Raw genomic sequence first — 22815 nt, 5'->3', positions numbered from 1 at the left:
TCTGTCTAACCAAACATAATTTGTTTACTTTCGTTAACCTAATGCGATACAAAATATGAAAAAATCTACTTCAACTGTAATCATAAGCTTTGGTATTATTCAATGCCTTGCTGTAATTGGATGCATGACTTTCATGCAATGCAAGAAAACGGAGCCAAAGCCAATTAAAGATATAGGAAAGGCCCTTAATGCAAATGACAGTATTTATTTGCAAAAAACCGCATTGACTCCTGAAACTAAAGCCGCATTGGATTTATTAGCAAAACAACCCATGGCCGAAGGTAGTTTGGGAGAGCAATTGGTAACCTTTATAGGGGCTGGTATTTATGATTTTGGAGAAATGTTTAAATTCATGGATTTGAAATTTCATGAAAGGGATGCTGTAGTGATTGAAAAAACCAGACATGAAATCGATGATCTGGGAAGAATTATGTTAGCTTTTCCTCAGATGAAGATTAGATTGGAAGCTTACACTGACAATACTGGTTCGGCAAAAAAGAATGAACAAGTAACCATAGACAGGGTCAATTATATAAAAAGTCAATTATTGTCCTTTGGTATAACTGAAGATAGGGTAGAAGCCAAAGGTTTTGGACCCAAATATCCTGTTGGAGACAACAAAACTCCTGTTGGTCAAATGATCAACAATCGAATTGAACTCGTTCTAGTTAAGTTATTCTAGATAAAAAATATATTTACCTACTACTAAAAACATAAGCTGAGAATAAACGTATTCTCAGCTTATCGGAGATGATTTAGCTTAGGTCTCCTTTTTATCAAATGTATTTCTCTGTTGCATACCCAATCCAAAAAGTTATTCCCTCCTCCTTCCTTAAGTTCACTTTGATTATTCTAGACCATTCATTTATTCGTCACAAACGCATTTATTAGGCATCCGATCAACAATCAGCAAATCACATTAGTCAAGTTAGTTGTTTTTCAAGGCATTAAAGTGGCCATTCAAGAATCTATACATCGTTTTTTTACTATGTATTAAGACATAAATGCCTGAATAGGGTAGTAAATTTTCCAAGTTAATACTTTAAAAGAATCCATTTCAAATGAACCTATATAATTAAGGTGTTATGGTTCAATTTTTAAGAAGAGGGCTTAAATTAGCTTAAATTCAACAGAGCTTAAATAGTGTTGCTACTTTTACAATGATTTATAAAAGTAGCAACAAATATCAATTATTATATTAAATTTTACCTTGGATCAAAACGAAGTTTAAGAACCAAATTGGGTCATTTATTTACAACCCATATCCTTCTTAGATTGCGGGTCATTGTTTGGAAAGCAAAATCCTGATTGAGTAAAATACGGCTTGTATCGCACCAAATTATCATCATAAAGACCATTTTCAAGAAATTCTAACAAATCGTCTATTTCAGTATTTGTCAAATTAAGTGGTTTGAACTGTGGATCCAATCTCTCTGCAGGAACATCAGGATTCTCACCTTTGGCTTCATTGAAATATTCAATAACTTCTCTCAGTGAATTTTTGCTTGCACCATGGAAGTAAAATCCGATTCCTTTTAGATTATATAATTGAGGTACTTTGAACTTATATAAATCTTCATCGCGAAGCGTAAAGCCACCTCGACCTTTGTTTCTGGCATCATTAACATCTGTCCTGAATATTTCGTGTCCGCTTTGGAATAAATTCTTAACTCCAACTGCTGCAAATCTTTGATTGTTGAATGATGGACTGTTGTGACAATTGATACATGCTGCTTTTCCAAAAAATAATTCTGCACCACGTTTTTGTTGTAAGGTCATGGCCTTTTTATTACCCTTTAACCATTCTTGAAAAGGAGCTTCGTTGGTTAAAACAGTTCTAAAATAAGCTGCTATTGCATTGCTCGCCATTTGAGGGACATATCGCTCACTTTCAGGAACATCAGGAAATGCACTATCAAATTTATCTTTTAAGCCCAACTTAGTCATTAAATCCTTATTGATAACCTGACGATGTACAAATAATGCTCTGGTATTGTTTGCTTCTAGACCTTCAAAACCTTTGTGATTGATGCTTGTTAATGAATCTACGATACCCCACGCACTTTCAGTACCGACATTCATGCCTCTTGCACCAAATGCACCACTCCAAAGCGCATTACGAACGTAGGTTAAATTTATTGTTGGAAGTGGCCGAGCACCTTGAGCATCTACTTCTGACCCCTGATAATTTACATTTTTTGATCTTCCTTCGCCCAAAAATCCGAAACCAACTCCACCATCAGCTATACCTTGAAAACGACCTGCAGTAAAACTTTTCTCAGGTACATGGCATGAACTACAAGAATAGGTATTTAATGAAACGGACTGCTTAGCATCTTGTGCGAGTCCGGTTTCAAAAAATAGTAATTTACCTAATGCAACTTTTTCTGCAGTAACTGGATTATTTGGATCCTGATTGGGTAATGACTTATAATCAATACTTGAAGGCATTATATAATCACTTAAAGATCCGGTTTTACTATGTTTGATTATGGCACTTTCTAAATTGGAATCAATGGTTAGTTCAGTTACATCCTCCTTACAAGCTAGAAAATAAGCAATAGAACAAACGAGAATAATTAAATAAACCTTTTTCATAGGATATGAATTATTATTATGGAATTAGTTCAGCAAAAATAGACATTTTAAATTTTTAAGTCTTTTATAATTAATTAGAAATCTCTAATTAGTAAGTTCTTTTTAATTTATAAAATTGGCAAGACAAAAATAAGGTAAATTTAATAGTAAAAGACTAATTTGTCCATTATTTTTTAGTTGAAGTAAGTTTACCTAAATGTGGTTATTATACAAAAATAAATTTTTTAAATATAAAAAGCCGGAATATGGGTACTTTAAGATTCATTTGATCGCTTTAATTAAGAAACCCTAAAATACCATGTCAGATGTTAGCATTTAAGGATGAATAATAATTAAATCCAATCTACTAGCTATAATTCACTTTAAAAAAATGTTTGAATTACTTGCTGTATTTCTCATTCAAAGCCTGAACCATTATGGGTGTAATGTCTAATGCTGAATCGGCATAAAAGATATTGCCTTCTCGCGATACAGAAAATATAAATTTGTATCTATTGTCTGTATTAAGTTCTTTGAGATAGGAAGTAATTTTCTGATGTAGCTTTTCATTAAATTCTGCAGTTTCTTCTGCAAACTGGTTGGCCATATTCTCCTTTCGCGCCATTAATTCTTGTTCCATTTTAGCGAGCTTCATTTGACCATTTTCTAATTCATTCCGGGTCATATTCGGAGCACTTTCCTGAAGTTTTACAGCTTCTTTTTGTAATGATGTTTCTCGATTTTTTAATTCGTTCATCATGCTTTCTTGCTTCTTTTTAAAACCACTTTCGCTTTCTTTAAAAAAACCAAGTTGTGTTAATAGAGAATCAGAACTAAAGTAAGCAATTGGATATTGGGTTGATGTTGATTGATTTTCATTGCTAATGGAAGAAGAGGGATTATCATGTACCGCTAAACTCTTTTTTAATCCATTATTTTGCATCCACAGCAAAATGATTCCTATAATTGATAATCCGTGAAGCACCCAAGAAATATTTTTCATCATATATTTTTATTTAATTTATTAAAATTCAACGTTTCCTGGAAATCTAGGAAAAGGTATCACATCCCTAATATTTGTCATCCCAGTAATAAACAAAACCAACCGCTCGAATCCTAATCCAAATCCTGCATGTGGACATGAACCAAAACGACGTGTATCTAAATACCATGACATTTCTTCAGTAGGAATATGCATTTCCGTCATTCTTGATTCCAATTTAGTTAAACGTTCTTCTCGTTGAGACCCACCAATAATTTCACCTATACCCGGAAATAGAATATCCATCGCAGCGACTGTTTTGTCGTCATCATTCTGTCGCATATAGAATGCTTTAATGCCTTTTGGATAATTGGTTAGAATAACTGGTTTTTTAAAGTGCTTTTCGACCAGATATCGTTCATGCTCTGATTGTAAATCAATGCCCCATTCCTGAACTGGAAATTGAAATTTTCCTTTCTTGTTTGGTGTCGAATTCTTCAATATTTCAACTGCTTCAGTATAAGTAATTCGTTCGAAATCATGTTCAATACAAAACATCAATCGATCTTTCAACGGCATTTCATTTCGATCTGCCTGTGGTTTTGATTTATCTTCTTCTGCTTCTCTATCTTGAAGAAATTGTAAATCTTCGGAACATTTTTCAATAATCGCCCGAATAACATACTTTAATAAATCTTCTGCCAAATTCATATTATCAACCAAATCAGCAAAAGCTACTTCAGGCTCAATCATCCAAAATTCTGCCAGGTGTCTGGGTGTATTCGAATTTTCAGCTCTAAAAGTTGGGCCAAAGGTATAGACCTGACCCAAACCCATTGCTGCTAATTCAGCCTCTAACTGACCCGATACGGTCAAATTTGATGCACGCCCAAAAAAGTCCTCTTTAAAGTTAATTTCATGGGTTTCAGTTCTTGGTAAATGGTCCAGATCAAGAGTCGTTACTTTGAACATTTCTCCTGCTCCTTCAGCATCAGATGCGGTTATTATAGGAGTATGTATATAATAAAAACCACGATCATTAAAGAATTGATGTATGGAATACGCTATCTGATGGCGGATTCTAAATATAGCTCCAAATGTATTGGTTCTAAATCTTAAATGTGCGATTTGTCTTAAGAATTCGAGGCTGTGTTTTTTAGGTTGTAAAGGAAACACCCCAGGATCTGAATCCCCAAGGATACTTATTTCAGTAGCTATCAACTCAACCGCCTGTCCTGATCCTTGAGATGGTGTGAGTGTTCCAATTGCTTTAATTGATGCTCCTACCGTAATTCGTTTGAGCAATTCAGGATCCATAGCCTCAAAATCTACAACTACTTGGAGATTAGATAATCCGGAACCATCGTTTAGTGCAATAAACCTGTTGCTTCGAAATGTTCGAACCCAACCCATTACCAAAATGCTTTGATCTAATTTTGGTGATAATAATAAATCCTTGATTTTAATCCGATCCATGATTTCTAATTCTTCCCACAAAAGTAAGTTATATAAAAATATAATTCTATAAATTGTTTAATTATAAAGAAAGAATGAAAACCTAGCTTGATAATTCAAAAAGTCAAATTACTTGTAAATTTCAAATGAAGCTAAATGATGTCTTTGCAAAAAATGTCTTACCGATACCAATAAAACGCCAAATCCATATATCATGGATCGCCTGAAATTAATGGATGATGCCTCCGCAAAATATTTTGTAGGGCAACTCAATTCTGCAATATCAAATTTTTTGTAAATGATTTGTGATAACATTTGATTATCAAAAACAAAGTCATCAGAATTAGTTTCAAATGCTATGGATTCTAATACGGTTCTGTTAAACGCCCTATATCCAGTATGGTATTCAGATAATTTATAATTTACCAAAAGATTTTGAGTCATCGTTAATAAGCGATTAAAGACATATTTATAATAGGGCATTCCACCCTTCAATGCACCTTTTCCAAGAATTCTAGATGCTAAAACAACAGGATATAAATCATCTCCAATAAGATTAACCATCGCAGGTATTAATTTTGGAGTATATTGATAATCTGGATGCAGCATTATAATAATATCTGCTCCAATATCTAAAGCTTTTTTATATAATGTTTTTTGATTTCCTCCATAACCCTTATTCTCTTCGTGTCTCAAACAATGATGAATATTCAATTTTTTTGCCAATTCAAAAGTAGCATCGTGACTGGCATCATCGCAAAGAATTAGTTCATCTACAATATCAAATGGAATTTCATTGTAAGTCTGTTCTAAAGTTTTTTCTGCATTATAAGCCGGAAGTACTACTACAACTTTTTTCCCTTTATACATTCTTGACTATTCTTTTACTTCATTGAAATATCCCAACTGATTCAATTGGTGATACCATTTTAAGCATTTTTTCATATCCTTTACATGAACCTTATAGGGATCATATTGTGGTAATACCTGTTCAAAATAAGATTTAATTTCAGGGTCTGGTATATTGTGTAAAGGAATCGGATTTGTTTCGTTTTTAGAGATAAAAATTTCATACACTTCCTTTAATGGTATGGTGTCGGTTAAGGTATAAATTCCAATCGATTCCAAAGGAGAGAATTGGTAAATTCTAGACGAAAAAAAATTTTGTTTCTTATTGGAAAGATCTTCCAATATGAGTCCGTTTGATCTTGAAGCCACTAATGAAAACAAACTACTTTGAGTGCTAACGGCTATTATTTTATCTAAGTTTATCATATCAATTTTAATATTGGAGCAAATATCTAAGTTTTTCTTGTAATTTATCTTTGGCTAAATAAATATCTTCCAATCTCTTGGCAAATGGGATTGGGGTATTTTCCGAGGCACAGCGAACAACCGGTGCATCAAGATGGATGAATAAGTGTTCATTAATGTAAGCACTAAGCTCACCTCCCAATCCTCCAAATAAATTGTCTTCATGTAAAATACACACCCGACCAGTCTTCATTACAGTAGCATGAATAGCTTCATAATCTAATGGAGTTAATGTTCTTAGATCCAATACATCTGCATTGATTTGCATTAATTCACAAGCTTCCATGGCCCAATGGACACCTAGACCATAGGTAATAATACTCAAATCATCACCTGATCGAATCAATTGAGCCTTACCAAAAGGAATATTATAGTATTCTTCAGGTACAATACCTTCAATAGATCTGTATAAAGCTTTGTGTTCAAAAAACAATACTGGATTAGGATCTTCGAAGGCGGTTAATAAAAGACCTTTGGCATCATAAGGATTCGATGGATATACTATTTTTAAACCAGGAACATGCGTAAACCAAGCTTCATTCGTTTGGGAATGAAATGGACCTGCCTGAGTCCCTGCACCAGCAGGTAATCGTATGACCATATCTGCTTTTTCCCCCCAACGATAATGCAATTTGGCTAAATTATTAACTATTTGGTTAAAACCACAACTCACGAAATCGGCAAATTGCATTTCTACCATTGATTTAAATCCTCCTAAACTAAGACCTAAACCAGCTCCAATAATTGCTGATTCACAAATCGGTGTATTCCGTACGCGAGACGAGCCATATTTATCCATGAGTCCTTCCGTGATCTTAAATACACCACCATATTTAGCTATATCTTGACCAATTAATACTAAATTGTTATGCTTTTCCATGGCTTGATCCAGACCTTCTTTAATGGAATCAATAAAGCGGATCTGTCTCGTTGAATTTGGCTTAGCTTGTTGTTTAATGAATTGAAAAGGAGCAAAAACATCCGTTAATTCATTTTTTATAGAAGCATCTCCTTCTTCCCAATCAAAAACTTGTTCTACATCTTTTTGAATTTGCTCTTTAAAATGTGAACGAATTTCATGGCACTGATCTTGAGTCATTATTTCTTCATCAACTAACCATAATTCATAATTTTCAATGGGGTCTTTGGTGGCCCATTCAGATATTAATTCTTTTGGTACATACTTTATTCCAGATGCTTCCTCATGTCCACGCATTCTAAAGGTCATGCATTCTATTAAAACGGGTCTGGGATTTATTCTTATTTCTTCAGCTATTTCTTTTATCGTTGAATAAACTTCAAGAATATTGTTGCCATCTATTATCCGGGATTCCATGCCATATCCGATCGCCCTATCTGCTAAATGCTTACAGGCATATTGCTCGTTGGTAGGTGTTGATAATCCGTAACCGTTATTCTCAATAATAAATATAACAGGTAGTCGCCAAACAGAAGCCAAATTTAATGCTTCGTGAAAATCCCCTTCACTAGTGCCTCCTTCTCCAGTAAATGCAACAGAAACTTTTTTTTCTTTTTTTAAAACTGAAGCTAGTGCGGTGCCATTGGCCAAAGTTAATTGCGGTCCAAGATGGGAAATCATACCTACTATATGATAATCCATATTACCAAAATGAAAAGAACGGTCTCTACCTTTGCTATAGCCGGCTATCTTTCCTTGCCATTGGGCAAATAACCTATCCAATGGCATGTCCCTAGTTGTAAATACTCCTAAATTTCGGTGCAATGGAAAAATAAATTCATCAGAATGTAACGCAGCAGTAACACCTACGGAAATAGCTTCCTGACCAATACCTGAAAACCATTTTGTAATTCTTCCCTGTCTAAGTAAATTCAACATTTTTTCCTCTACTAGCCTTGGAAAGACTAAACGTTTATACAAGTTCTGTAATAGCGCTCCAGTATGGTCAGCTCGCTGGTAAGAAATGTTAGATTTTTTATTCATTTAAACATAAATGGGCGCACAAATATCGCAAGATAAAATTTGGGAAACATTCCTAGTTTAATATTTCTTTTTCCCGGATCAACAGATTGTTGAAATAAATATAAAATATTGTAAATGAGTGATATATATAGAAAATAAAAAAAATTATAAAAAAAATGATTCAATAAATGAATTAAATCTACAAATATTCCGTTCTTTGTGCTTTAGGGTGTTCTCATAGTGTTATTAAGAGGGGACGAAACCGCTCGGTTTCGGCCCCTTTTTTCTTTTTAACAGTTTGATTTAATGATTTATAAACATTTGAGACTCTGGATTTTTTTAAGAAAATAATCTTATTCTAAGTTTTGGTTTTTCTAACAAAGTAAAATTTTATCCATTAATGCTTTGCTTAAGCTGCTATTGTGTTTTTAATAAATTCTTGCGATTCTGAAATTATTTTTAAATGGACTGTTTGAAGTTTTATTTAGAACAACTGGAATGCATTATTCTATTGTTGTATAATCTGGTAATTCAATCTCTTCAATAAATTTTCATAAATATTAGATTGAAAACTTAAATTTATATTAAATGCTTATTCGTATTTTTCAGTAATTAAAATTTTTGTTCTTTTATAAAGTTGTTTGCGCCCTTCCTTGAGATTTACAATTTATTTTTTAAAGTGTAGCTAACAATAATGGTCATTCAATCATATCTGCTGATCTCTTCTAAAAAAATCTGCTGATTTAAAGTCTTAAATCTTGATTGGAAAGTTCTAATATTTTTGAACTAATAAATAGTAGAAGATTGAACCCAGTCCAATACAATGCATAAGTTAATTAAATAATTAATAACAAAATCAGATTATTATTCAAACTAAAATCTGGTGTCTGAATGAATCAACTAAAAATTAAATAAACACTGCTTAATTACATTTAGATTATTGCAACACCACTGCACCTTCTTCCATCATTTTTCGTATATTGATTAGGGCATAACGCATCCGACCGAGAGCTGTGTTGATACTAACCCGGGTTAAAGAAGCAATTTCCTTAAAACTCATATCTGCATAATGTCTAAGAATCACAACTTCTTTTTGTTCTGTAGGTAACATGTCCACGAGTTGTTTAAGTCGATCATGGGTCTCACTTATAATGAGTTGATCTTCTCGATTATCATCCGGTAAAACCAATACATCAAAGATATCAAAGTCATCTGTATTATTCACCTTGGTTCTTCTTTTGCCCCGACGAAAATGATCAACACACATATTGTATGCGATTCGGGCAGCCCATTGAGAGAATTTACCTTCATGATTGTAACCACCACGTCTTAATGTGTCAATAATTTTAATAAAGACCTCTTGAAATAAATCTTCAGCAAGATCACGATCTTTGACAAAAAGATAAATGGCTGTGTAAATTTTTTGCTGATGTCTAGAAAGTAATTCTTGAAAGGCTCTTTCACTACCGTCCAAATAAGCTGTGATCAATTCATGATCAGTTAGATTAATAACTTGCATACCCATTTAATTTAAGAAAATAATTAAAAATAAGTGTAGAAGTTAGAATCTATAGGCGAATTATATTTGGATTAAAAAAAGTTTGATGATATAAAGATACGTTAATAATAACTTTCGTTGCATCTAATGGGTCTTTTTAACATAATTTTAACCCAAAGACAAACTCGATATTAGTGTGGCAAATATAATACCATTCTTATTATTTTCAAATTATTTATTAAAATCTAGTACCTAGTATAGATAAAATATAAAGACTAGGCTTAATTCATCCAAGGGTTTATTTGTGATTGTCATAAAAATTGCGTCTTTTTGCGAGTTATTTTAAACTATGGCTAAGGCTAAAACTAAAACACCGACCAGACCAACTCAATATATTGAGATTAAAGGCGCACGCTCCAATAACTTAAGAAATATTGATGTTAGCATTCCCAAAAATCAACTGATAGTAGTAACTGGTGTCTCAGGTTCCGGAAAATCTTCTTTAATTGTTGATACCTTATATGCAGAAGGTCAACGCAGGTATGTGGAGAGTTTATCTGCATATGCAAGGCAATTTTTAAATCGAATGAAAAAGCCTGAAGTTGATTATATCAAAGGACTTTGTCCTGCAATTGCTATTGAACAAAAAGTAATTTCTACAAATGCACGATCTACAGTAGGGTCCTTGACGGAAATTTATGATTATTTGAGGTTGTTGTTTGCCAGGATAGGAAGAACCTATTCACCCATTTCTGGTCAAGAGGTTAAAAAAAATGAGGTTCATGATATTCTTCAATTTATTTTATCACTCAAGCCCAATGATAGAGTTTACTTAGTTTTTCCGATTCAAAAAGTGTATCCCGATCGTACACTTAAACAAGAATTTGAATTTTTAGGACAAAAAGGATACACCCGAGCTCTGATAGACCATCAATTTGTTGAGATCCAAGATCTTATTGAATCTGATAAAAAAATAGCTAAGATAAAAGTGATCGATCCGGCTTCAGAAAAATACAGAATAGTCGTTGATCGATTTATAATTCAAGAATTCGATGAAGAATTTAATAAACGGATTGCGGATTCCATACAAACGGTATTAGGTGAAGGATATGGACAATGTAGGATTATTGTCAATGATGACACAGAGAAAGTCTTTTCTGTTAGAATGGAATTGGATGGTATGACCTTTCATGAGCCCAGTGCAGCCTTATTTAATTATAATAATTCATTTGGTGCTTGCCCTAAATGTGAAGGTTATGGTCGAATTATTGGACTGGATGAGAATAAGGTTATCGTCAATCCAACAAAATCAGTTTATGAAGGTGTCATTTCATGTTGGCAGGGAGAACGATCGGATGAATGGTTGGGTCCATTACTAAAGATAGCACATAAAATAGATTTTCCACTGCACAAGCCATACAAAAATTTATCTCCTGAACAAGTTGATATACTTTGGAATGGACATGAACAGTATTTAGGTATCAACGCTTTTTTCAAAGAACTTGAATCCAAGACTTACAAAATTCAAAACCGTATTTTATTAGCCAGGTATCGGGGTCGTACACGCTGTACCAGTTGCTTGGGAGGACGCTTAAGACCGGAGGCTTTGTATATAAAAATTAATGATAAAAATTTTAGAGATTTAATGTTTGTTCCTGTTGAAGAACTCATTGAATTTTTTGAATCCATACAATTAACAGAAAATGAACAAATCATTTCTGTTCGTATTTTGACAGAAATAAAAAATAGACTTGGGGTTTTAAATAAAATTGGACTTGGGTATTTAACTTTAGATCGATTAGCGAATTCGCTCAGCGGAGGAGAATCTCAACGTATTCATCTCACCAGGACGCTAGGGTCTAATCTAACTTCTTCTTTATATATACTTGATGAACCCAGTATCGGACTTCACCCAAAAGACACAACTAAACTGATCGAAGTCTTATTTCACTTGCGTAATTTAGGAAACACAGTTATTGTTATTGAACACGAAGAAGAAATAATTCATCAAGCTGATACCATCATAGATATTGGACCAAAAGCAGGAATACATGGAGGCTTGTTAGAATTTATCGGACCTATTAAAGAATTTAAAAAACTGGGTTCAAAAAATCTAACAGCAAGTTATTTAACAGGTATCAACGAAATAGAAATTCCAAAAATAAGAAGGCAATCTATAGATTTTTTAACCTTAAGCAATGCACAATTACACAACTTAAAACAAATATCCGTTCGAATTCCGCTTAATAACTTGGTTTGTGTTACAGGTGTTTCAGGCTCTGGCAAAACGACTTTGATTAAACAATTACTATACCCACTCCTAAGATCAAAATTGGAAGATGCAGCACCTGAAGATGTATTACTTGGTGCAGAGTTGGAAGGATCATTTAAAAGATTGGCACAAGTTGAGATGGTCAATCAACAAGGAATTGGAAGATCATCAAGATCCAATCCGGCAACTTATGTCAAAGCCTATGATGAAATCAGAGATTTGTTTAGAAATCAACAATTGGCTAAAATGAGAGCATATCAAGCAAAACATTTTTCATTCAATGTAGAAGGTGGAAGATGTGAAGCTTGCAAAGGTGATGGTGAAATTGTTGTTGAAATGCAATTTTTAGCAGATGTAACATTGTTATGTGAAGATTGCCTTGGAAAACGATTCAAAAATGAAATACTGGAAGTATTATATAAAGGAAAGAACATTAATGATGTTTTAAATTTAAGTATAGAAGAGGCATTGGATTTTTTTAGAGACCGAAGAGAAATCGTAAAAAAATTAAAGCCATTGGATGATGTAGGTTTGGGATATCTTAAATTAGGACAATCATCTTCTACGCTTTCAGGAGGAGAAGCACAACGACTTAAACTTGCGTTTTATTTAGGTCAAGAAGACCAAACCAAACATATATTTTTTATTTTTGATGAACCCACAACGGGATTGCATTTTGATGATATTAAAAAACTATTATTTGCACTGCATGGGCTTGTTGAAAAAGGACATTCTGTATTGGTTATTGAACATAATATTGAAGTCATCAAAACAGCAGATTGGATTATCGATCTGGGTCCTGAAGGTGGAAAAAAAGGTGGTTTCTTACTTTATGAAGGACCACCGGAAGGGCTAGTTCATGTATCAAATTCAGTAACGGCTCCTTATCTCAAAAATAAATTAGTAGGAAATTCTTAATGGATGTGTCACATCACTACAAAGTGAATTGATTAGAGTAACAATGATGCTAAATACTACTGTTGTAGTATTCTCAAACCAATAATAAATCACATGCAAAAAGGTTTGGTTTGCAATTTATTTTTTATGAATAAAATGCAAACCAATGATAGGCAATTTAACTAATGATATTAGTCTCTAAAAAATGATTTACCAACGATGGTTGTATCATGAACTACATTAAGGAAATAGACCCCAGGCATAAATACTAAACCCTCATGAATGATATTCTCTTTGGTTGACCATTTATTAAAGTGTCCAGTGATTATTATTTTACCGGTTACATCAAAAACAGTGTATTGAGCTACTCCTTTCCAATCTGATTCAATTGTAAATTGTAATGTGTTGCATTGATTGGATGCCATAATCACTAGAGAATTATTTATTTCCAGGTCACGGTTTGGTACTGGAGCTCCAAACTCATGGCAACCTTTATCTGGTGAGTTATCCCTAATTCTATTCTCAATATCTAAGGACAAAACTTCTGCAGTTTTAATGCCTTTGTTAATACAAGGACTGCCAGATTTTAGGTGATAATCTTCTAAGCCTGCATTAACAAAAAGTGGATCTGTATTTATAATATCATTAGTACCTGAAATGGTTAAACTTTTGTCTGATGACAGGTTTCCACCTAAACTTAATATGACCTGAGGACCCGATTCTACTTGATAATTTGTGCCATCTGGTTGGTAAAGAATAGTATTTAATAATTCAATTTTTAATAAGTTTGCTGCATTTGTAAAAGTAGAAATTCCAAATCCGCTTTTAGCTTTATTTGTAGCAATGGTTGTGTTAATAAATTTTACTGCCACAGATGGACTCTTAGCTTGTACTATGGATAAACCACCACCAAATCCTTTTCCTTCTTCGCATGAATTATTTCCAATAATGCAATTATTCACATCTGTTTTGGTATTGTATAAATATAAACCACCACCATAATCTTTAGCTTGGTTAAATTCGATTTTTGAATTCAGGATTCTCAAACTTCCAACTAAGTCAATGGTGTCTTCAATAAAACTTATCGCACCACCATTTACAGCATCGTTACCTTCAAAATTGCATTTTTCTATATTAATTTTAGCACCATTGATAGCACTTAAGGCTCCACCATTTTTTAGGGCACTGTTGAGTTCAAATTGTGAGCGGAATATGCTAACTGAAGTAGAATCATTTTGACTAAAAATGGCACCGCCAAAACCACCACTACTTAAACCAGCCATGTTAACCTTGAATGAGCAATCATTAAATATAGTATTGGCTTTAAATCCGGATAAAGTTGCACCTCCTGAAAGGGATGCTGTATTATTTTCAAATTGACAAAAATTGAATGTTACTTTTAAGGCTTGAGCTGTGTTTTTACTACCATTAAACATGGCTACAGCTCCACCAAAACCCGATTCGTTATCTGTAAACATACAAGAATCAACAATGGATGGATATCCTTCTCCATTAATATTTATAGCTCCCCCTGAAGTTGTAGCCATATTTCCAGCGAATTCACAATTGGAATAATTGGATCCTGGAATACTTGAAAAAACAGCACCACCGCGTGCACCCGTACCTGAAGCTGTATTGAATAAAAATTTACAATTTCTAAAATTTGGTTTTGAGATTTGAACATTCAAAGCTCCGCCACTACCAGAGCTTTTATTTAATTCAAAGGTACAATTGGTAATGGTTCCTATACCATCTGGGCTAACAACATATAAAGCTCCTCCACCTCCAGCATCGGCAGTGTTATTAGTAAAAGTACAATTTTCTAAAGTATAATTCAACTTTTGTGCTCTTGGATAAAAGGCACCACCGAAATAGCCATAATTGTTTCTAAAAATACAATTTTTAATTTTGACCTCACCATAACATAAAAAACCACCTCCTCTACGTTCATCATTAGCACCTCCTGCACCTGCTGTATTACCTCCGGATATTACCAAGCCATCTAAAATAAAATTCAACACACTGGTATCTGCATATATTACATGTTGCGCATTATCACTTCTTCTTAGCGTATTATCAATAGGGTCATCATTATCTGCGTGATCACCACTCAATATCGCTAGATTGGTCTTAAAATCTCTTTGGGCAAACTGCGTTTCAGTACCTTTAAAACCACCAAAAATGGCAATATCACTTTTAGCAACAAAGGATTGGGTAATGCTACCAGAGCCTTTGCCTGGTTTATAAGTTCCTTTGGCTACCCAAAGTATGTTGTTCTTTTTTGCAGCATCAATAGCTACTTGTAAGTCTTTGTACGCATTTTGCCAAGAAGTTCCATTATTGGCTCCGGTAGCGGCTATATTAACAAAAATAATAGTTTGACTCCAGGAAGTATGGCTTAAGATAAATATACAAAGAGCAGTAAGTAGTGATGATTTCATGATAACATTGTTTAAAAGATAAATTTATGGAATTGCAAATTTACTCAATTTATTACAAGACCTCGAAGGGAATGACGCCAAGTACAATGAATACGCTGCTTGTCATGCCGGAAAATCAATTCAAATATTGGATTATCTCCTTGAATAATTTGGTGATTCTTTGGTAATGGTAATGTTATGAGGATGGGATTCTGTGATTCCGCTATTTGATATTCTAACCATTTTTGCTTTTTGAAGATCAGAAATGGTTTTTGCTCCTACATATCCCATACTAGCTCTTAATCCGCCGATATATTGTACCATGACTTCGGAAACTTTGCCTTTATAAGGTAATCGACCTTCAATGCCTTCTGGAACTAACTTTTTGATGTCGTCTTCAACATCCTGAAAATACCGATCTTTTGAACCTTGTTGCATAGCTCCGATGGAACCCATACCACGATACACCTTAAATTTTCGACCTTCAAAGATTATGGTTTCACCTGGAGCTTCTTCTGTACCGGCAAATAACGAACCTCCCATAACGGAATAGGCTCCTGCTGCGATAGCCTTCGGAATATCTCCGGTATACCTAATTCCGCCATCACCAATCACAGGAATTCCTTTTTTTGCCAAAGCATGAGCTGCTAGAGAAATAGCTGTTAGTTGAGGCACTCCAACTCCTGCAACTACCCGTGTAGTGCATATACTGCCAGGACCTACGCCAACTTTAACAGCATTAGCTCCTGCATTGGCTAGTGCTAATGCACCTTCACCAGTGGCCACATTTCCAGCAATTATTTGAATATGCTTGAAAGTCTTACGAACATTTTTTACCATATCTAAAACACCTTTGGAATGTCCATGAGCGGTATCAATACAAATTACATCGACATCCATATTTAAAAGGGCTTCCACACGATCCATGGTGTCTGAGGCAATACCTACAGCAGCCCCAACAACGAGTCTGCCTAAACTATCCTTGCATGAGAGTGGATAACTCTCTAGTTTCATTATATCTTTATAAGTGATTAAACCGGCCAGGGTTCCATCTTTTTTTGTTACCGGTAATTTTTCAATTTTATATCTTTGAAGAATTTCCTTAGCTTGTTCTAAAGTTGTACCGATAGGAGCTGTTATAAGGTTTTCGGTTGTCATAATCTCACTAATAGATCTTTTTGGATGCGCTTCGAATCTTAGATCTCTATTGGTAAGGATACCCACGAGTTTATTTTTTTTATCCACAACAGGAATGCCTCCAATTCGATGTAGGGTCATTAATTCAATGGCTTGTTTGACTTTTGCAGAAGCTTCTAAAGTTACTGGATCTATGATCATTCCGCTTTCAGATCTTTTGACACTCCTTACTTGATCTGCCTGGGCTTCAATTGGCATGTTTTTATGGATAATTCCTATGCCTCCTCCCCTGGCCATTGCAATAGCGAGATCTTTTTCTGTAACCGTATCCATGGCCGCAGAAATGATGGGAACATTAAGTCTTAAATCAGTTGTCAGTAAAGTGCTGATATCTGCATCCCGGGGTAAAACCTCTGAATAAGCGGGAACAAGAAGTACATCATCAAAGGTCAGGGCTTCCTGAGAAGGAAAGTAATGTGCAAAGAAGTTTGATTCCATGTGCAAAGATATATCTTTACGGATTCTTAAACACAAAAATCGATCCATATCGTGTTAAGTATTTTTAGTGATGCACATTTTATGAAATTGGCACTTGCTGAAGCTAAAATTGCAGCTTTAGCGGGGGAAATACCTATTGGGGCCGTTTTGGTTTATAAAAATCAAATTTTAGCCAAAACACATAATCAAACCGAATTGCTTAATGATGTAACGGCTCATGCAGAAATGCTGGCTATTACGGCTGGAGCGGAATTTCTAGGAAGTAAATATCTGAAAGGCTGTACTTTATATGTTACTTTAGAGCCTTGTGTAATGTGTGCAGGAGCACTTCGGTGGTCACAAATTGGCAAAGTGATATATGCTGCTGAAGATCAAAAACAAGGCTTCATGAGATATGGAAAAGATCTTCTACATCCAAAAACCAATATCCAATTTGGCTTGGAAAGTGAGCAAAGTGAAGCACTTTTAAGTCAATTTTTTACGACCTTAAGACAGAAATAGGCGATATTTATAATTTATAAAAAACTGACTCTAAAATCATCCACATATACGGGTGAACTTGACTCATTGAAAAGATAAATTTTGATGACATCTCCGGTAGAAATAAGTCCACTTACTAAAAAAGTTTGTTCAATATCTAACCATTTACAAGCTTCTGAAGACATAGTATTAATATCGACACCCGTCCAATAGGATTGCTTTCCATTTGAATCAATTTCTAAAATTAACTTTGGAGTAGAATTAATATTAGTCTTGTAAAGTTTAGTATTGAAGATTATAGATCTAATACTTGAATCAGAAACTTCTTCTATTTTTTGTTCCAGGGTTAAACTATACGGATGTATGGAATTTACTTTTGAAGAACGATTGGGGCTAAAAAACATTTCCTCAGAAAGTGTCTGAACCTGTGACCATTGAACATGCCCTTCACAATTAGATTTGAGTACTCGACCTTTAAGGATGTTTTTTTGATGATCTATAAATTGATTCGGATGATATTGTTGAAGTTCATAAGCTAAATTTCGAGCTATTATTTTTCTACCGGTCTCATTATAATGTTCAGTAGTCCATGTTTTATCTGTAAAATAAGCACTATCTACCATTTGCAACTGGTCCACAACCAAAACCCCTTTTGATTCATACCTCTGCACTAACATGTTTCGATTTTGTTTAATCATACTTGCTAATTCATCATTTACCAGTGTTTTTGCGGTTTGAATATTTTCTGCTAAAAGATTGAAAACTAAATTCCAATGTTTTGCCTTTACATAAGCTACTATTTCATCAAAATCTTTAATTCTTGGATTGGTCATTGTATCAATAACAAAAGCATATCCTTTGATGTAATGGCATGCTAAATCGGTCAATTTTTGATTTAAGGTACCGTCCTGATTTTTAACCCCAATTAGAGACATTGCATCATTCCAATCGTAAGTCGTTCTGTAAGGAATATTGGATCCAAGAACAAAACTGTCCATTTTCCAACTTTCTAATACCTGAGCTTCTCTTTGCTTTTTAGTTTTGATATCATAAACCTTAAAAGATAAAAGAAATCGATTAATAAGTGGGGGATATTTTTTTAGAAGAACAAGACTTTTTTGCAAGGGAGTTTCTAGATTTGAAAAACGACAATCAGCATTAAATGTTCTTAAATTTAAAGTAACAATTACGGTCTTTATATTTGGTTTTCCACCGAGTTGTTGAATCAGCGTTTTATATATGCTTCCATGTGAAGCAACTTTAGTAACATGACCAAATGTGATGCTTGGAAAATAGTCAGCACACATTTTACTTATGGATCGTTGGTCACAATCCATGGAATCAAATGAAGTATTAGAAGATTCTCCAAAGTAAACAATTTCTGCTTTGGGATCAATTGCTCTTATTTTATTAATAATTTCAGAATGTTCTTGCAAGTCTTTTTGATAAAATAATGCTACATAAACAAAATTCAAAAGGACAAGAAGTAAGATCAATAGAATTATTTTATAAATAATTTTTTTTAAGATTGACATAATCAAAATTGAAAATAAATGAATGGAAAATTTTCGGTACCCGTAAAAGCAATTACCGATAATATTAAGATTCCATAAATAAACCATCTTACAAAAGAGGGCTTGGTCTCTATCCAAATATCAAATCTAGTGTTATATAAAATATAATCCAATAATAAGAATATTGAAAATAAAATAACTATTTGCCATTCCAAAATAATAGCATCCCCTATTTTATTTGGGTTAATTAATCCTAAAAAAACAGTCTTGGCCTGACTTAAATTTTGTGATCTAAACAAAACCCAAATTAAACTCACCAATAAAAAATTCTTTAAAACTAAAAATCCATTGATTAAATTAGAGGTATGTTGTTTGGAGTTCCAATGAATTATGGTGTTGATTTTTTTTTCTACTATATATAAAATTCCATACAGACATCCCCAAATAACAAAGGTCCAATTCGCGCCATGCCACAAACCACTTACTGCAAAAACAATAAATATATTAAATGCCCATCTCGAATATCGAACCTTGTTTCCACCTAAGGGGAGATATAAATAATCTCTAAACCAGGTAGATAAAGATATATGCCACCGTTGCCAAAATTCTCCTATACTTTTGGATAAATAGGGTGTTCTAAAATTATCCATTAGATGAACACCCATCATCAAAGCGCTTCCAATGGCAACAGTAGAATATCCATGAAAATCAGAATAAATTTGGAATGAATAAAGTATCATTATTTTCCAAGCAGTAAGACTATTGAACAGAGCAGGATCTTTGTAAAACCGATCTACATATAAACATAAATTATCAGCAATCACCATTTTAATGAATAAACCAAATAGTACCAATCTTAAACCATTTGCTAAATTCTTATATTCAAGTGTATGTTTGGTTTGTAATTGTGGCGCTAGACTGGTATATCGTTCTATAGGGCCAGCTACAAGTTGAGGAAAATAGGTTACGTATAATGCGAAATATCCAAAATGTTTTTCCGCTTTTTGGTTTCCTTGATATACATCAACTACATAACTGAAAGTTTGGAAAATATAAAAGGAGATACCAACAGGTAATAATACTTCAATAAATGGAATGGGACTTCCTATAGAAAAAAAATTTAGACTATAATTAATACTATCAATAAAAAAGTTGTAATATTTGAATGTAAATAGCATTCCAAAATTAGAAAAAGCACTAATCCATAAAAACAATAGTTTCTTTCTCTTATTATGATATAGATCCATCATTATCGCACACACATAATCTATTATTGTTGAGCTTAATAACAATACGATGTAATTGACATTCCAACATAAATAGAAATAATAACTAGCCGCTAAAAGTAGTATCCATCTATACTTGAAAGGAAGTAAATAATAAAGGATAACAACAATAGGTAAAAAAATAATAAATTGAATGGAATTAAAGATCATTAATTATATGTTCTCGTTTTAAGGATCAAAGATAAACAATATATAACATAATCATGAAGCACCGGAATAGATCATAAACATTTACGATGCTAAAAGGAGGCATAAAATTTTTATTTTATGATACTTAAAATTATTTCCAATATGTTCTGAAGTTGAAAATCGGACAGCGTATTTGAATTATTTAACTTCAATTTTTGTAGAATTACATTCACATCTCAAGTGCATTTATAAAATCGACAATCACTTTTTAAAATAATCAACTCAATTAAATATAATTGAACGTCAATCAATCTCCTTTTCCCTTTTTACGTATAGGTGGTTTGGTTTTTGAATTTTTGATGGAATCAATTCTATGTTGATCATACTCATGATTCTTAGATGATTCTTCTGAAGTTTTAATTTTCACAGTATCCTTGCCATGTGTTGGTTGGTGATGCATTGGATTTTTATCTCCTGTATCTGACACTACGGTAGTGTTTTTATTGTGCTTATTACAAGATATAAGAAGAGACAAGCAACTAATGAGCAATAAGTATTTTTTCAGTTTTAATAAGTTCATTTTTTGTAGATGTTATTCTTAAATAATAAGTACCATTCGTTAGTTCATTTGTTGAAAATGAAAATTTATTTTCTCCAGGCAATAATGTGCCTTCAAATACATTACTTATTGTGTGTCCGGTCTCATCTATTAAAGTAAAAATGGCTGTCGTTTTTTTACTTAATTCTATGGTATAATTTAGCCTATTCGTAACTGGAAGTGGATTTATACTAGTGTTTACTTTAATCTGAGGAGAAGAAGTAGCATCGGGTGATGAATATAGTTCAGCTATGTAACTCACCCACTTATAGCTTACTGTGCTACCCAAACTGCCCGCTATCCATACGGTCGGGGTTGATGAATTATATACTTTAGCAATGCCACTATAATCACCCCATCTTGAAACCCCATTAGTTGCGCATGTTTGATTTGGACCATAAGTATGCACTCTGATCGAACTTGCAGAAGTAAAATCATTGAAATATAATTTAGCGCGCATATCTGGATAATAATCTATGCCTGATGATGCAAAATGTATGATTGAAGTATGATCTCCGGTTGCATTTGAAAAAGGTGCAATGGATGGATAGCAAAAATCTCTTTCATCTGAAGCAGAAAATATTTGGAAATTATTTATATTCAATAATGTTGGATCAAGTCTATGATAACGAATTCCACTATAACCTTGATCATCAGCTGAAAAAACAAAGTGAATTATTCCATTTAAATAATATCCATCCTGCATTCTGCAATCACCAATATCTAATCTTACTGAAGTACCGTATTGGTATGCATTCCCGGAGGGTTCATAAGATGTGGTGGTTAATTTTTGATATAGTAATTTTGCATTTGGATCTCCAAGTTTGCCAGTAATATCATAATAGTTTATGAAATCAGAACCACCAGCAGTACTTTGTACCAAATATATTCCGGGGCCATATTGATTAGAGGATCCTGAACGAATAGGAAGTAGTGTTCCATTTTTAAAACCGCTCCAGATTTTATAGTGTATAGAATTACCATTATAACCTTCTGTTTTATTTAATTGATAAACGATGGATTGTTTATATTTTCCATTGCTTACATCTTCAAATAAATTCATGGATACAAATACTTCGTCTCTATTAATTGCAACCTTGGGATAATCAGACCATGAATTGTCACCAAAGGCGTCAGAATCAAATTCATAAATATGCCAACTTCCATTAGGATCATTAGTATTTGAAAATGCAAAACCAATGTGATCATGAACCGAACCACACGCCTGGATATATGCAAAAAAGCGATCTGCCACAGGATCATACTCCACTTTAGGATCACACAAACTTCCTGAAAAATTGAAGAACTCATTTAAAGTATAGAAATTCAATTTTGCACCATTTCTGTTATAAATTCCTACATATTCATTCATCATACTTATAATTCTTCCACCATTTGATATGGCAATGGTATTATCATTAGGGCAAGCCCCATCTATATCTGCATAAAAAGATCTTCCAATTGTAATTTTTGGGGCTAAAGGACTGTCATCATTTTGACCTCTATTTTTTATTCCAAATTCAGATTGTTTTAAAAAATCCCTTTTTTCTTTAATTTTTTGTAATTCTTCATCATTTTCTGATAAATTCTGACTTATAGGATGGATAAGCAAAGGTTCAAACCGCATATCTGCTTGTTTTGCTTGGATCGTCCGGCTTTTTTCTTTGACTTTTATCGAGGGACTTTCAATTATTGTAAATTGGTTCAATTCGGATGCGCTGTAGGTGTATTTATTAGTAAGGTCTTGTGCAGAAGTTAGTTGAAACATCAAGGACAATATCAAACATAAATATTTCATATTTCGTAAATTTTTTGA

Annotated in this window: 16 protein-coding genes; 3 read left to right on the top strand and 13 right to left on the bottom strand. The window is 33.4% G+C overall.

Annotated features, from left to right (window positions below):
- Window positions 1-55 precede the first annotated feature (55 nt).
- Window positions 56-682, top strand: coding sequence for an OmpA family protein (locus IPK88_04505; GenBank protein ID MBK8242665.1), 627 nt, complete (start codon window positions 56-58; stop codon window positions 680-682).
- 566 nt (window positions 683-1248) lie between these two features.
- Here IPK88_04505 and IPK88_04500 read toward each other — a convergent pair.
- From IPK88_04500 to IPK88_04470, 7 genes are all read right to left on the bottom strand, one after another.
- Window positions 1249-2598 carry a hypothetical protein gene (locus IPK88_04500; protein ID MBK8242664.1) on the bottom strand — a complete coding sequence of 450 codons (1350 nt, stop codon included), beginning with the start codon at window positions 2596-2598 and terminating at the stop codon, window positions 1249-1251.
- Window positions 2599-2977: 379 nt separating this feature from the next.
- Entirely contained in the window at window positions 2978-3583 is a 606-nt protein-coding gene (locus tag IPK88_04495; GenBank protein MBK8242663.1) for an OmpH family outer membrane protein, read from the bottom strand.
- A gap of 18 nt (window positions 3584-3601) precedes the next feature.
- The gene (gene asnS, locus IPK88_04490) at window positions 3602-5035 is read right to left on the bottom strand and encodes an asparagine--tRNA ligase (protein ID MBK8242662.1); all 1434 of its coding nucleotides are present in this window, start codon (window positions 5033-5035) and stop codon (window positions 3602-3604) included.
- 108 nt (window positions 5036-5143) lie between these two features.
- Window positions 5144-5884: a glycosyltransferase family 2 protein gene (locus IPK88_04485; GenBank protein MBK8242661.1), complete on the bottom strand. Its 741-nt coding sequence runs from the start codon at window positions 5882-5884 to the stop codon at window positions 5144-5146.
- Window positions 5885-5890: 6 nt separating this feature from the next.
- Window positions 5891-6289, bottom strand: coding sequence for a DUF5606 domain-containing protein (locus IPK88_04480; GenBank protein MBK8242660.1), 399 nt, complete (start codon window positions 6287-6289; stop codon window positions 5891-5893).
- 7 nt (window positions 6290-6296) lie between these two features.
- Entirely contained in the window at window positions 6297-8291 is a 1995-nt protein-coding gene (locus tag IPK88_04475) for a dehydrogenase E1 component subunit alpha/beta (protein MBK8242659.1), read from the bottom strand.
- A 916-nt stretch (window positions 8292-9207) separates the two neighbouring features.
- Window positions 9208-9789, bottom strand: coding sequence for a sigma-70 family RNA polymerase sigma factor (locus IPK88_04470; protein ID MBK8242658.1), 582 nt, complete (start codon window positions 9787-9789; stop codon window positions 9208-9210).
- Between the two features lie 328 nt (window positions 9790-10117).
- Between IPK88_04470 and uvrA the strand changes: the two genes are divergently transcribed.
- Window positions 10118-12958, top strand: coding sequence for an excinuclease ABC subunit UvrA (gene uvrA, locus IPK88_04465; GenBank protein ID MBK8242657.1), 2841 nt, complete (start codon window positions 10118-10120; stop codon window positions 12956-12958).
- Between the two features lie 170 nt (window positions 12959-13128).
- Here uvrA and IPK88_04460 read toward each other — a convergent pair whose 3' ends face one another.
- Complete coding sequence (locus IPK88_04460; protein MBK8242656.1) at window positions 13129-15378, bottom strand: hypothetical protein; 2250 nt, start codon at window positions 15376-15378, stop codon at window positions 13129-13131.
- A 132-nt stretch (window positions 15379-15510) separates the two neighbouring features.
- Window positions 15511-16992, bottom strand: coding sequence for an IMP dehydrogenase (guaB, locus tag IPK88_04455; GenBank protein MBK8242655.1), 1482 nt, complete (start codon window positions 16990-16992; stop codon window positions 15511-15513).
- A gap of 81 nt (window positions 16993-17073) precedes the next feature.
- On the opposite strand from guaB, the gene IPK88_04450 reads away from it, so the two are divergent.
- On the top strand, window positions 17074-17493 hold the full coding sequence (locus tag IPK88_04450; protein MBK8242654.1) for a nucleoside deaminase: 420 nt from the start codon (window positions 17074-17076) through the stop codon (window positions 17491-17493).
- A 14-nt stretch (window positions 17494-17507) separates the two neighbouring features.
- Here the strand turns inward: IPK88_04450 and IPK88_04445 are convergent, their stop codons facing one another.
- From IPK88_04445 to IPK88_04430, 4 genes are all read right to left on the bottom strand, one after another.
- The gene (locus tag IPK88_04445; protein MBK8242653.1) at window positions 17508-19007 is read right to left on the bottom strand and encodes a DUF4843 domain-containing protein; all 1500 of its coding nucleotides are present in this window, start codon (window positions 19005-19007) and stop codon (window positions 17508-17510) included.
- A gap of 2 nt (window positions 19008-19009) precedes the next feature.
- A complete protein-coding gene (locus tag IPK88_04440) occupies window positions 19010-20422 on the bottom strand; it encodes an MBOAT family protein (protein MBK8242652.1) in 1413 nt (470 codons plus the stop codon).
- Window positions 20423-20708: 286 nt separating this feature from the next.
- Window positions 20709-20888, bottom strand: coding sequence for a hypothetical protein (locus IPK88_04435; protein ID MBK8242651.1), 180 nt, complete (start codon window positions 20886-20888; stop codon window positions 20709-20711).
- Window positions 20889-20940: 52 nt separating this feature from the next.
- Window positions 20941-22797 carry a hypothetical protein gene (locus tag IPK88_04430; protein ID MBK8242650.1) on the bottom strand — a complete coding sequence of 619 codons (1857 nt, stop codon included), beginning with the start codon at window positions 22795-22797 and terminating at the stop codon, window positions 20941-20943.
- Window positions 22798-22815: the final 18 nt, after the last annotated feature.

Source organism: Candidatus Defluviibacterium haderslevense (assembly GCA_016712225.1).
GTDB lineage: Bacteria > Bacteroidota > Bacteroidia > Chitinophagales > Saprospiraceae > Vicinibacter > Vicinibacter haderslevensis.
The sequence above is the reverse complement of the archived record's forward strand: the minus strand, read 5'-3'. Positions and strand labels throughout refer to the sequence as shown.

What these genes read in the sequence shown, in the direction of transcription:
- asnS (MBK8242662.1), bottom strand. Translation starts at nt 5,035, where the DNA reads ATGGATCGGATTAAAATCAAGGATTTATTATTATCACCAAAATTAGAT.
- guaB (MBK8242655.1), bottom strand. Translation starts at nt 16,992, where the DNA reads ATGGAATCAAACTTCTTTGCACATTACTTTCCTTCTCAGGAAGCCCTG.
- IPK88_04480 (MBK8242660.1), bottom strand. Translation starts at nt 6,289, where the DNA reads ATGATAAACTTAGATAAAATAATAGCCGTTAGCACTCAAAGTAGTTTG.
- IPK88_04500 (MBK8242664.1), bottom strand. Translation starts at nt 2,598, where the DNA reads ATGAAAAAGGTTTATTTAATTATTCTCGTTTGTTCTATTGCTTATTTT.
- IPK88_04445 (MBK8242653.1), bottom strand. Translation starts at nt 19,007, where the DNA reads ATGTCAATCTTAAAAAAAATTATTTATAAAATAATTCTATTGATCTTA.
- uvrA (MBK8242657.1), top strand. Translation starts at nt 10,118, where the DNA reads ATGGCTAAGGCTAAAACTAAAACACCGACCAGACCAACTCAATATATT.
- IPK88_04460 (MBK8242656.1), bottom strand. Translation starts at nt 15,378, where the DNA reads ATGAAATCATCACTACTTACTGCTCTTTGTATATTTATCTTAAGCCAT.
- IPK88_04505 (MBK8242665.1), top strand. Translation starts at nt 56, where the DNA reads ATGAAAAAATCTACTTCAACTGTAATCATAAGCTTTGGTATTATTCAA.
- IPK88_04430 (MBK8242650.1), bottom strand. Translation starts at nt 22,797, where the DNA reads ATGAAATATTTATGTTTGATATTGTCCTTGATGTTTCAACTAACTTCT.
- IPK88_04475 (MBK8242659.1), bottom strand. Translation starts at nt 8,291, where the DNA reads ATGAATAAAAAATCTAACATTTCTTACCAGCGAGCTGACCATACTGGA.
- IPK88_04485 (MBK8242661.1), bottom strand. Translation starts at nt 5,884, where the DNA reads ATGTATAAAGGGAAAAAAGTTGTAGTAGTACTTCCGGCTTATAATGCA.
- IPK88_04440 (MBK8242652.1), bottom strand. Translation starts at nt 20,422, where the DNA reads ATGATCTTTAATTCCATTCAATTTATTATTTTTTTACCTATTGTTGTT.
- IPK88_04495 (MBK8242663.1), bottom strand. Translation starts at nt 3,583, where the DNA reads ATGATGAAAAATATTTCTTGGGTGCTTCACGGATTATCAATTATAGGA.
- IPK88_04470 (MBK8242658.1), bottom strand. Translation starts at nt 9,789, where the DNA reads ATGCAAGTTATTAATCTAACTGATCATGAATTGATCACAGCTTATTTG.
- IPK88_04450 (MBK8242654.1), top strand. Translation starts at nt 17,074, where the DNA reads ATGAAATTGGCACTTGCTGAAGCTAAAATTGCAGCTTTAGCGGGGGAA.